Annotated in this window: 10 protein-coding genes; 6 read left to right on the top strand and 4 right to left on the bottom strand. The window is 51.5% G+C overall.

Annotated features, from left to right (window positions below):
• Window positions 1-532 precede the first annotated feature (532 nt).
• The gene (locus tag JRI89_14930; GenBank protein ID MBW2072533.1) at window positions 533-808 is read left to right on the top strand and encodes a PxxKW family cysteine-rich protein; all 276 of its coding nucleotides are present in this window, start codon (window positions 533-535) and stop codon (window positions 806-808) included.
• A 274-nt stretch (window positions 809-1,082) separates the two neighbouring features.
• On the opposite strand, the gene JRI89_14935 is transcribed toward JRI89_14930, so the two are convergent.
• Window positions 1,083-1,253, bottom strand: a complete 171-nt coding sequence (locus JRI89_14935; GenBank protein ID MBW2072534.1) for a hypothetical protein — start codon at window positions 1,251-1,253, stop codon at window positions 1,083-1,085.
• Between the two features lie 610 nt (window positions 1,254-1,863).
• On the opposite strand from JRI89_14935, the gene JRI89_14940 reads away from it, so the two are divergent.
• The 4 genes from JRI89_14940 (at window position 1,864) to JRI89_14955 (ending at window position 6,127) form a co-directional block, all read left to right on the top strand.
• Window positions 1,864-2,646, top strand: coding sequence for a hypothetical protein (locus JRI89_14940; GenBank protein MBW2072535.1), 783 nt, complete (start codon window positions 1,864-1,866; stop codon window positions 2,644-2,646).
• Between the two features lie 29 nt (window positions 2,647-2,675).
• The gene (locus JRI89_14945; protein ID MBW2072536.1) at window positions 2,676-3,122 is read left to right on the top strand and encodes a (deoxy)nucleoside triphosphate pyrophosphohydrolase; all 447 of its coding nucleotides are present in this window, start codon (window positions 2,676-2,678) and stop codon (window positions 3,120-3,122) included.
• Window positions 3,123-3,276: 154 nt separating this feature from the next.
• On the top strand, window positions 3,277-4,464 hold the full coding sequence (locus tag JRI89_14950) for an HD domain-containing protein (GenBank protein MBW2072537.1): 1,188 nt from the start codon (window positions 3,277-3,279) through the stop codon (window positions 4,462-4,464).
• Between the two features lie 1,141 nt (window positions 4,465-5,605).
• Window positions 5,606-6,127, top strand: a complete 522-nt coding sequence (locus JRI89_14955; GenBank protein ID MBW2072538.1) for a DUF456 domain-containing protein — start codon at window positions 5,606-5,608, stop codon at window positions 6,125-6,127.
• Between the two features lie 9 nt (window positions 6,128-6,136).
• On the opposite strand, the gene JRI89_14960 is transcribed toward JRI89_14955, so the two are convergent.
• The 3 genes from JRI89_14960 to JRI89_14970 all read right to left on the bottom strand — a co-directional run bounded on the left by JRI89_14960 (window position 6,137) and on the right by JRI89_14970 (window position 9,641).
• Window positions 6,137-7,870 (bottom strand): YcaO-like family protein, encoded by a 1,734-nt coding sequence (locus JRI89_14960; protein ID MBW2072539.1) that lies wholly within the window; start codon window positions 7,868-7,870, stop codon window positions 6,137-6,139.
• Between the two features lie 341 nt (window positions 7,871-8,211).
• On the bottom strand, window positions 8,212-8,511 hold the full coding sequence (locus tag JRI89_14965; protein MBW2072540.1) for a hypothetical protein: 300 nt from the start codon (window positions 8,509-8,511) through the stop codon (window positions 8,212-8,214).
• A gap of 269 nt (window positions 8,512-8,780) precedes the next feature.
• Window positions 8,781-9,641, bottom strand: a complete 861-nt coding sequence (locus JRI89_14970) for an HRDC domain-containing protein (GenBank protein ID MBW2072541.1) — start codon at window positions 9,639-9,641, stop codon at window positions 8,781-8,783.
• Between the two features lie 460 nt (window positions 9,642-10,101).
• Between JRI89_14970 and JRI89_14975 the strand changes: the two genes are divergently transcribed.
• Window positions 10,102-10,629, top strand: coding sequence for a Smr/MutS family protein (locus JRI89_14975; protein MBW2072542.1), 528 nt, complete (start codon window positions 10,102-10,104; stop codon window positions 10,627-10,629).
• The last annotated feature ends 140 nt before the right edge of the window (window positions 10,630-10,769 follow it).

Genomic DNA, 10,769 nt, shown 5'->3' on the forward strand with positions numbered 1-10,769 from the left:
CAGTAGTGACAGTCAGGGCACTGATGCTTCTTCTTACTTGTGGCCGTACAGGGTTCATAAAAAAGACCACCGAAACAAGGAAGCTGCCGAAAGCGACTGCCCTCTGAGTCCATGCTTGCCCCTCACACCTTTTCCGGCTCATCCAACCTCAGCCGGCAACCAATAACCGAAAACTGGCATCTCTAAGGGAAATATAACAGTTGAGTGTGGTGTGGACAACAGCAGCCCCAGCCGGACCTCTATCTGTGCGTCAATCCAGGAATTTCTTGTCCTGCAAAGAGAAAGAAGGTGATTACCCTTGAGTTTTCTGATCAATAACTGTCGGTATTTTGCGAAAATTGTTAAAATAGCGACATATGAAAAGAATAATAGCTGAAGATCAGTTGAAATCCTGTAAACCAAGCTATAACCTCATTTGGAATTTCTGTTTGTTTTTTGTTATAAAGCCGCAACTTGGGCCGGGGTGTTTATCAGCAGAACACCCCGGTCTTTTTCACCTGAAAACTAATTTTTTCCAGAGGAGGGACATGCAATGCAGTGTCAAACGATTAAACAGGGTTCAGAATGCTTTTTTATGAGCAAGGGCGGTTGCACTTTCAATGGCGGCAGCTGTTATCCAGTGGTGGAAGCCTGCCAGGGGTGTAACAGAACCATTACCACCAGCGCCGGCGTTTATTGCCAATCCTGCCCCGAACCCGAAGCCAAATGGAGAAACGGCTCCTGCAATCTCGCCACCCATACGAAGCGCCAGAGTGAGAAGGTGGTGAAGATCAATCCTTTGAAGGCCTCGAAGAGATCCAAGAGATAGCTCGCTGACAAGCGAACGCTGGGCACAGGGCTCCCTGGAAAGCTGACAAGCGAACGCTGGGCACAGGGCTCCCTGGAAAAATATTTGAGCTGCGGTCTTGCACCAGGCAGCAAAGGGAGAAGTGCGCCCGGAATATGATCTTATCTGCAATGGTGCGAGTTCCCCGGCTGGTTCTGACCGGCAGCTATCTGCAGACAAGGCAACAAAAAGCTGCCTCTATTCAATGGCGTATATTCCTGTATCTAGAAGGAACACCTTTTTCATTTTTTCCTTGCTATGTCCCCATAATCAGGAAGACCACGATAGCTAGAGCATAGCCAGTAAGCACATCAATGACATAATGCTGGCGGATGCACAGTGCTGAAAAGGAAATTGTCAGGAGGCACAGGAGTCCGAAGCCAAGGAATAGCGGTCTGTAATGGTAAATGAAGCAGGTTGTCAACATGGCTGTGGCGCAGTGTGTGCTTGGTATGCAGCCGGATCACTCTGGTGGGAAAAAGGATGTAGATGGCTCCCGCAGCTACAATAAGGACTGCAAATGCCCGCAGAGCTATCTCGATGGTGGGCCCTCTGAGAAGCAACAGCAGAGTGTAGGGATAAATATAGGCGAGAAGATACAACCACACGGGCCATTCGCGCCTGGGCACCAGATTGTCGAGTCGGCTGGGTTGCAATAGGGCTGGTCTTCGCCGCTCTACATTCTGGCAGCCAAAATACACCAGAAGCCAGAGTGCTGATACCAGCAACACCCCGAGTAATTTCATCGAACCTGCCTTCACAAGAACATCCTGCTGCCGATGTCTGGCCAATTATTAATTCGCTAGAGTCATATCATCATGCCACATCTGTTGACCTAGATCCACGAATGGCTGAAAATAGCGATCCGGACTCTTCACTTGCAGGAACTGCCAGATGAACGTCCGACACTGCAAGGGGCGCTCCCTTGACTTGGGGGCAGCCGTAGGTCATAGTCTCGGCAGCACAGCTAGAGTCTTATAAAGTCTGGGGATGGATGATGGTGGAGCCCGTTTGGCGACCGGTTGAAGGAGGTCTCAGTGATAAGCCCAGATCTCTTGGCGGATATAGAGGTGGTTGACGAGGAGGCTGAGGAAGAAACTGAACCGTTTGTCAAGATTCGCAAGCTGCGGCTGAGGCACAGGTACCGAGGCAATCGTTACTCTTCTGCCTATGTCTTTTACCTGGTAGAAAGTCGTTTTGTAGACGCCGTGGCTGTGATGATTTACACTATTGATGCCGACTCGAGAGTCCTGGTGGGCTTGCGCCGTGGTGTACGGCCTGCCATCTACTTGCGGAGATTAGATCCATACAAGGCACAACTGGACAAAAGCGTTATGCTCGTCTATCGTGAAATTGTCGCTGGCGGGATAGAGCAGCATGACCTTGCCACTATAGGAGTCAAAGGCAGGGCCTGTCTCGAAGTGCGAGAAGAAGCAGGCTTCGAGGTGGCTCCAGAGGATCTGGTTGTTCTGGGGGAGGGAACATTTTCGTCGCCGGCATCCGGGAAAGAAAAACTTCACTACCTGGCGGTCAGAGTGGAGCTGGGTGACAGGAGGCATGCTCCTGGCGACGGGCATCCTCTCGAAGAAGTGGGTGACTTCGAGTTTCATGAACTTGCCGAGGCGATCTCATGGTGCCGGTCAGGGGAGATTTGCGATAGCAAGACCGAAATCGGTCTTTACCGTCTGGCGAACTATCTGGGCTATCACCCGGAGCTTGGCGTGTGGACCCGAGAATTGCCAGCAGAACTTCGGCGGCGATGCCACTCGCTTGGCCTGATGTCTAGCGGCATTGGCAAGATCGGGACAGAATCTGGCTAGTTACGTTGCCAGAGATGTTGTAGGTTGGGATGATGCCGGAGAACCAGGGAGGCGGTCTGTTGCGGGTTGTGGCGGCGCTTATCGAAAAAGACCAGCGAATTCTCATTGCTCGCAGAGGTAGAGATAAACGTTTTGCCTGGCAGTGGGAGTTCCCGGGGGGAAAGATCAGGCCTGATGAGCAGCCAGAACACTGCCTGCAGCGAGAGATCATGGAGGAGTTGAACCTCCAGGTTCGCATAACCGGGCACTTCCAGACCGTATCCTATTGCTACGAAGACTTCTCTGTAGAGCTTCTGGTGTACTGGTGTTCCATCGAAGCTGGCACTCTTCATTTGAACGAACACGAAGAGATAAAGTGGGTTACGGTTGCGGAAATGCAAGATTATGATTTTGTCGCAGCTGATTTGCAGGTCATCGAATCCCTGAGCAGATATTTTGGTTTACCAGTTGACCAAGCCCCAGGCTTTCGAGATTGACACAGCTGCAACGGCAAGCTGATCCCTGATTTTATCAGGGCCAGCCAGTGTCCATGTGGCCGGAGGATTGTTGACAGACATCTCTGCATATTCCGCCCTGGAAATAAAGGCTGCAGCAATTGCTAGAACAGATTTAACAGGAGGATACCCTGCGATGGTGAGCTCCACATCAGCTCTTCTGGAACTGAAGAAACAACTGGTGCAGAGAGAAGCCGAGGCTTTGTCGCCTTTCGCTACTCCAAGCACCGCAGCAATATACCGTCGGCGGGAGGAGAGGGTGGAGGCCGGGCACAGATTGAGCTTTTCTCTGGATGCCGACAGAATTCTTCATTCTCTGGCCTATACCCGGTATATTGACAAGACCCAGGTTTTCTATCTGATTGACAATGATCATATTACCCATCGCGTGCTGCATGTTCAGTTTCTCTCAAAGATTGCCAGAGACATCGGCCGATTCTTGCGGCTGAACGAAGACCTTATTGAAGCTATGGCCCTCGGCCACGATATCGGCCATGCACCTTTCGGCCATGATGGTGAACGCTATCTTTCAATGATCTGTCAGCGTCAACAAATTGGCTATTTCCAGCACAATGTCCAGAGTGTACGTTTTCTGGATCGCATAGAGCGGAAGGGTCGCGGCTGGAACCTGTCGCTGCAAGTGCTGGACGGCATTCTCTGTCACGACGGAGAAATTCATGAAGAAAGGTTGAGACCTCAGCCAGGAAAGACGTTTGCTGACCTTGATCGTGAAATGGAGGCAAAAATACATGACCCTGCCACCCCGTTGATGCCAATGACTCTGGAAGGATGTGTGGTTCGTCTGGCGGACACTATTAGCTATATCGGCCGGGATATCGAGGATGCCATCCGCTTGAACCTCATTCGCAGAGAGCAGATTCCAGCCAGGTGTGCTGCCAGACTGGGGACAACCAATGGGGCGATTGTCTATAATCTGGTTACGGATGTAATCCAAAACAGCTTTGAACAGGACTCCGTGGGCTTCAGCCCAGAGGTGTCTGAGGCACTTCAGGAGCTGAAGAAATTCAATTATCGCTATATTTATCAGAATCCTCACATTAAGAGCCAGGAAGCCAAAATAGGCAGGTTGTTCGAGATGCTCTTCGAGATCTATCTGGATGATTTCCAGCACCAGCGACACGAATCTGCTCTTTTCACCGGCTTCCTAGACGGCATGTCTGCAGAGTATCTGGAGAGTCACTCGGCTGCTGAGGTGGTGCGGGACTTCATTGCCGGCATGACCGACGCCTATTTCCTCAAGCAATGCCATCTCCGACTGTTCCCCCAGAAGATGCCGGAGAGATTTGCAGAGCTGCGGGTATGATTTCAGCCGCAGCTATGGTTGTCTTCCAGTGCTGCTTCGGTTATCTTTTCTCCAAGAGTTGGAAGGGGGTGATTGCCTCAATAGACAAGAGAATCAGATCCTGCCCTCTTTTTGCCGAGGGAAGGTGCCCGAACCAATTGGCCATGGAGAGAATGTACCTGATCCCTCAACTCCTGCGTAGAAGGCAATTCTTGGAGTATCTGAATATGCACTGTCCCTGTGAGCATGATGCCATGCCTGACAGACGCAGGACGATAGTTGGCTTGTCAGAGTAGCTCAAACCAGACCAGCAATGAAGGGGGGTGCACAGCACCGCCCTTTTTGTTATTGCCGCCTGCTGCCATATAATTTGGCACCATATTTGCATCTTAATCCAGGCGAGGCGAACAGAATGTTCCCTTTTTGACCACTCCTTTCTCTCTTTGTGTGCCCCCATCAGCTCGCGCCCCCCAGCTGATGGGGGCTATTTTTTCGGCACTGCAATTTTTCCCTGTGAAAAGTCTGGTGTCTTTTAGTGCACATGTGGCATATTCCTTGCGTATAAATTCGTGAAACAGCCCACTGGAGCCAGCATTGCTCAGCAATGCTGGTGCGGCTGAAAGCGTGGCAAATTCAAGCATAAACGGAGGATAGCCTTGCAAGGATTTCATTGTGAATACTGCAAGAAATTATTGGCGGGATACAAAGTAATAACTGTTGTCAGAGAGAACAGACTCCATCTCTTTTGCTGCAAAAAGTGCAAGGATAAATGGTTCTGCATTGTCGACCCTGAGAACTGCCTGCGCTTTTCCAAAGCAACTGGTACCATGCGACCTCTATCCAGCGGCAGATAAACTGAGATCAATCTTCTGGAGCAGCAAAGATATCTCTGTCGATGACAAACAGACTTGCCTAAACATCCCACACTCTGATAGTTTTCTCATGTTCGCTCTCATCTGTGAGAAGAGTGAATGCCTGGAAAGTTTTGTTAATCCAACCAGGCCTCGTTTTCTAAAGCAAAATTGTGGTGCTACGTTGAGCAGATAGCTGCCGTGGTGGTTGCAGAGAGGCAGAAAATTCCCCTCAGATGCCTAGAGATGTGGGCAGGTTATTCCACCAGGAGCCAGGCACACAGCAGCATGGCCTTGGAGGACAGTAAAAAATGAGCGTGATCGGTGTATTGGGTGTGGTGCTCTTGGCAGTGTTTCTGCTGGCGGGTCTGGTCGCGGTAGTGTTTGGCCTGCCTGGAACCTGGATTATTCTTGCAAGTTCGGTGGCTTATGGCTTTTTTACTGATTTCAGTGCTATAACAGTTCGTATTCTCCTGGTGCTTTTCTTGCTCGCCGCCTCAGCAGAAGGTATAGACTTTTTGGCAGGAGTGTGGGGGGCGCACCGCTATGGGGGTTCCAGGAAGGCAATGGTTGGCGCCCTACTGGGTGGGCTAATAGGGGCGGTGGCTCTTTCACCTTTGATGTTTGGTCTCGGCAGTGTAGTAGGGGCCCTCATTGGCGCTTTTGGCGGTGCCTTTGCTGTAAGTTTTCTCGAGCACAAGAAAATGTCTGCGGCTGCCAGGGTGGGCTGGGGGGCATTTCTGGGCAGGGTGTTCGCCACGGTGTTTAAAGGGTTTGCTGCCATAGCCATGATCGTCCTGGACATATGGGCATTGTTTGCCGTCCACAACTGAGCAATCGCCTCATTCTGCCAGCTCCCTTTCCAATTTGGCAATATTTTCCCTGGCAAAGTCAATGGTCGGGTCCAGTTCGATGGCCATGCGGTAAAGTTGCAGGGCCTCTTTCTTGTGGCCTATCTCCCGCAGGTTCGAGCCGATGTTGGCGTAGTCGATGGCAGAGCCAGGATCGATCTCGAGGGCCTTCTCGAATTGCTCTATTGAGCGTTCGTGCTCCTTGAGCTTGAAGTAACAGAAGCCGAGCTGGTTGTAGATTTCCTTGAGGCCAGGATCCAGGTCTCTTGCTTTCTCGAGTGCCTCGATAGCCCCGGCATAGTCCTTCATCTCTTTGAGACAGACGCCGATGTGGGTGTGAATGCTGGCCAGATCTGTGGGATGCGGTTCGAGGTCGAGTGCTTTGTGAAGCTGGGCCAGAGCCTCTTCAGGCAGTCCGTGATACTCCAGAGTTACCCCAAGAAAGAAGCGGAGATCATAACGATCCGGGAACATCTGAATGAGACGGTTCAGTGTGAGCTGAGCCGTGGGGCCGTCCAGATGTTGACAGCTCAACTTTGCCGCATGAAAAACCACATCGGTATCCCTGGCTCGATCCAGAAAGTGGGCGCCAGGAATGATTGTGTACACAGCAGGGATCCCCAGTTCTGGGTGGGTGACGTCGACGATGAACACCTCGAGTCCTATAGCTGCCAGGGAGTCTACGCACCTGGTGATTTCTATGCGGAAGTTGGCGTTGCTGAGGTCCGGCAGGGCATCGATGCCCACTACAGGACCGCCAGTTGTCAGGTAGGCAGCCTCTTGTAAATCTTCGTACTTGGGAAGAGTAGGGCGGTAGCTGGTTCGATTTTGAAAGTCGCCTGCGAGTTGAGCTATTTCAGTGAGGGCTCGAATGAGCGATTTCTCCGGGCTGGTGGTGGTGCCAGCTGTGAAGACTATTTCGCTGCTGTGCGGGAAGGTTGACGGATCCCAGGCAAGGGCTCCCACTGTGGGAATTCCTGTGTCCAGGGAAAAGTCTTTCAGATGGATCTGGATGCCTTTGCTGGTAAACTTCTGCAATAATTGGCGGGCCGCAGGGTCCTGAATGCTAGCCTGGTCAATGGTAGGAGTGGTGAAGCGCTCGTGACTGATGATTGATGAGACGTGCCGTTCCACCACCTCGCAAATGCTCTGCAAGATGGCTTCTTCACGTACATTTCCGGCGGCAGGCCCGTTGTACTCGTTGATAGTGTAGAACCAGTCGATGGGAATGAGGAGCTCTCTGTTTGTGGTAAGATTGTAGGCTGGTGTCCAGCGGAAAGGTATTTTAGCAAGAATACGGGCCGCTGTTCTGGGGTCGGTGTTCTCGTCATGCAATGAGAAGTAAAGCAGTTCTGCTGCTATGGTATCTTTGCCGGTTTCATCTGCAGTGGCAGTCAGGAAATTGCTCTGTTTCATAAAAGAAAAGAAACTGAACCGTTCCACCAGCTCCATGAGAGCACTCGCCTCGGCTTGAATGGCGGTGCTCCCTTTGCCCATTTGCTTTTTCGTGCCTATAAGGCGCAAGGCGTCGCTGCCGCACAGGCTTATGTAGACCGGAATGTCGAGTCTGCCTGTGTCAATGCGCAGGGTTTTCTGCAATATGTCCAGATCGAGCTCGGCGAGCTTTTGCCGCACACTGTCGACGGTTTCTTCGGGCGTCCGGGCCTTGTCCTGATCATAAGTGTAAGTCTTGAAAACATCGTGCAGTCTGCCGCGGCTATCCATTCTTTTCCTTTCCTTGTATTCCTAGTACAATTATAGGGATAAATCTATAGTCCAAACCACAAGCGATGTCAAGACGGCATAAAGAAACAGCCAATTGCCTGCCGCATTCTTCTGTTTTTTGCCGTTGTCTCCCGCACGCACCAATGACTGATAACTGACACCCGATTGCCAACACCCAATAACTGACAACCGATAACTCTTCCCTGAGAGCATCGTCCTGCCACGCCCCTACCAGAGTCGTTGCCTCTACTGGTCACGGACATTGCTGTCTCGTCTGGCACAGCCTTAGCCGAATGCCAAAACGGGCCTCGTTGCCCTTACCAAAAGCCGTGTATCTCTGTTCAGGCGTGAAAGTAGCGGATGGGTCTGATGTTCAGGGAAAGGTTTTCTTGGTCCATACTTAGATAATTGTAGCGAACAAGTTCGTCTATATTTTCCTGAAAATCATCTTCACAAAGATTGAGGAAACGAGGAACATAACTTCTGTACTGGGCCAGTTTCCCTTTGGAGTCTAAGTAATAGAGGGTGAAAAGCACGAATTTCTGGTGTAAACTGAGGCGCTGGTCGGTGAGAATACGGTTTTTGAGATCTCTCGGCAGCCGTAAGCTTGGTTTAAAATTTACCGGTTTATCTCCATCCACAGTGCCCACCTTATTGAATCAATACCATTAACAGCAGCATTACAATAATAAGCGAAAACGGCAAAAATATCAAATTCAATTTCTCTTGCGATAAGGACTCTGGAAAATAGGAATTCTGGCTCAAAATACGTCCTGATATCTTGAAGGCTTGCTACAGATGAGTTTTTGATGTGTCCTGCAGTAAAATTCCAGAAATGAATCAACAGCTGCACGTAGACAACACGCCAGCACTTGCTCCGTGACCAGTGGGCTCGGAAAGCGACAAACTATCAGGTGGATTTCCTGAGAATACGCAGAAGGCCTGCGCCGTTCTTTCCTTTGAAGTGGACAGGCAGACCTTTTATTTTGGCCAGGGAGTGGCGATTCTGGGGCATTTCTCTGGCGAGCCGCAGCAAAACTTCATTGCCCATGATCCTGAATGGCGCCTTGTTTCTTTTGCGGGCGAGCCTCTGCCGATAACGATAGAGCTTTTTCAGGGTTTCAAGCGAAGCAGGCGGCAGACTGTGGCATCCTTTTATATGCAGATATCCATTGGGGTCCCACGTTTTCAGTGGTTTGGGCTGAAAATTTTCCAGTCGTCGAAAGCGTGCCGCCGCTGTTTGCCACAGACCTTTTTCCTCGAGCTGCTGATAGAGTCGATCTCGCAGTGGTATGAGAAAATGGGTATCCAGCTGGGCGTAGGCCAGTTGTTCCTCTGATAGTGGCCGCTTTTGCCAGTCACAGCGCTGCAGCTTCTTGTCATGGTTGACGTTGAATTCTTCCAGCAAGATTCTGCTGAGCCCAAGCCGCTTCCTACCCAGCAGCCTGCAGGCGATGGCAGTATCAAAAATGTTGCGAACTCTGAAGCGAAAGTCACGCCAGAGGCCGGCAAGGTCATTTTCAGCAGCATGGATGATCTTTTCCACCTTGTTGTCAGCGAGCAGGATACCCAGGCCTGATAGTTCCCGGACGGCCAGAGGATCCAGGATGTAATCACCGGTGTGCGTAGTCAGTTGGATCAGACAAATTCTAGGTGTGTAAGCATAAAAACTGTTGGTTTCCGTGTCGAGTGCCAGCTTCTCGAGACCTTTGTGCCTCTCTAAAAAGTGCTGCAGCAAATCCTGGCTATCTATGAGTACAGGCCTGTCCATGCTTCTATATGTACCATATCACAGGCTTCTCTGCACGCTATTTATGGTCGTTTGCCTGGCTTGTACGGCGCCAAATGGAGCATGCCAGCAGCAATCGAGCAGTGAGAGGGGTGCACTTTCATTTTGCCATCAACCGATAAGCGATAACCCTGGTTTATTGTTGTCATTAGGCTTTGTCAGACAATGAGGGCGTGTTATAAAAGGCCATGGGAGGCCTGCCATGGGGCGGAAGCGGCGGAGGAAGAATAGCAGGAAAAGTCGGTCCACTGGCTTGCTTGAGCCGCAGCCCTTCAATGCGCCCTTTGCTCAACTCGGTGCCCTGCTGCAGCAAGAAACAGGGAAACCGGAGCCGCATGCCTGCCGATCTCCTGGAGATGGTGGACGGACAACAGTAGAAAATTCCTGGCAGACTACAACAAATCCTGGCAACAGAGAAGACGAGGTGCTGTTTACCGACGCTATGACCGGGGTCAGGCGACTGGACTCGAGCAGGAGTCGAATGCGTGCTCCTGGACCTCTGGCCCTCCCCACACGGAGGCCCCTTATTGAAGAGGAGCTCGAGGCGTATGCCCAGCTTGTTGACCTGGTAAGCGGCGCAGGTCCTTTTGACATTCGCTACACTGATGAGTACGTGGAAGGTGCTGTTGTGGGGGCAGACCCGAGGCTGCTCAAAAAGCTTCGCCGGGGAGACTTTTCCACCCAGGCCTATCTTGACCTTCATGGGATGAATACGGAGCAGGCGCGGCTCTCCCTGGAGCGCTTCATCGTCAATAGTGTTGCCAGGGGACTCAGGTGTGTGCTGGTTATTCATGGGCGGGGCCTGAATTCCAAGGACCAGATCCCCATTCTCAAACAGCGCATGTCATCCTGGCTGGCACGTGGTCGTCTCAGGCGGATGGTGCTCGCTTTTGTAACTGCACGCCCCTGCGATGGTGGCGCCGGTGCACTTTACCTGTTGTTACGCCGGCGAGCCGGCAAGGTGAGGTAGGGGTCTGCAGCGGTCAGAGCAGAGCTTGCTAGCCGGTTTTGTTGAACTGCCGGATTACAAAACGCCCAACAGAGGCTGCGTCCAACTTCTTGAGGTGTGGCTCCAGGTTTGTCAAGGGAATCTCAGCTCGGGCCATGGCT

Source organism: Deltaproteobacteria bacterium, assembly GCA_019309045.1.
Taxonomy (GTDB): Bacteria; Desulfobacterota; Syntrophobacteria; order BM002; family BM002; genus JAFDGZ01.

Excerpts from the sequence above, each read along its gene's own strand:
- JRI89_14950 (MBW2072537.1), top strand. The coding sequence starts at position 3,277 with ATGGTGAGCTCCACATCAGCTCTTCTGGAACTGAAGAAACAACTGGTG.
- JRI89_14960 (MBW2072539.1), bottom strand. The coding sequence starts at position 7,870 with ATGGATAGCCGCGGCAGACTGCACGATGTTTTCAAGACTTACACTTAT.
- JRI89_14955 (MBW2072538.1), top strand. The coding sequence starts at position 5,606 with ATGAGCGTGATCGGTGTATTGGGTGTGGTGCTCTTGGCAGTGTTTCTG.
- JRI89_14975 (MBW2072542.1), top strand. The coding sequence starts at position 10,102 with ATGACCGGGGTCAGGCGACTGGACTCGAGCAGGAGTCGAATGCGTGCT.
- JRI89_14935 (MBW2072534.1), bottom strand. The coding sequence starts at position 1,253 with ATGTTGACAACCTGCTTCATTTACCATTACAGACCGCTATTCCTTGGC.
- JRI89_14930 (MBW2072533.1), top strand. The coding sequence starts at position 533 with ATGCAGTGTCAAACGATTAAACAGGGTTCAGAATGCTTTTTTATGAGC.
- JRI89_14945 (MBW2072536.1), top strand. The coding sequence starts at position 2,676 with ATGATGCCGGAGAACCAGGGAGGCGGTCTGTTGCGGGTTGTGGCGGCG.
- JRI89_14970 (MBW2072541.1), bottom strand. The coding sequence starts at position 9,641 with ATGGACAGGCCTGTACTCATAGATAGCCAGGATTTGCTGCAGCACTTT.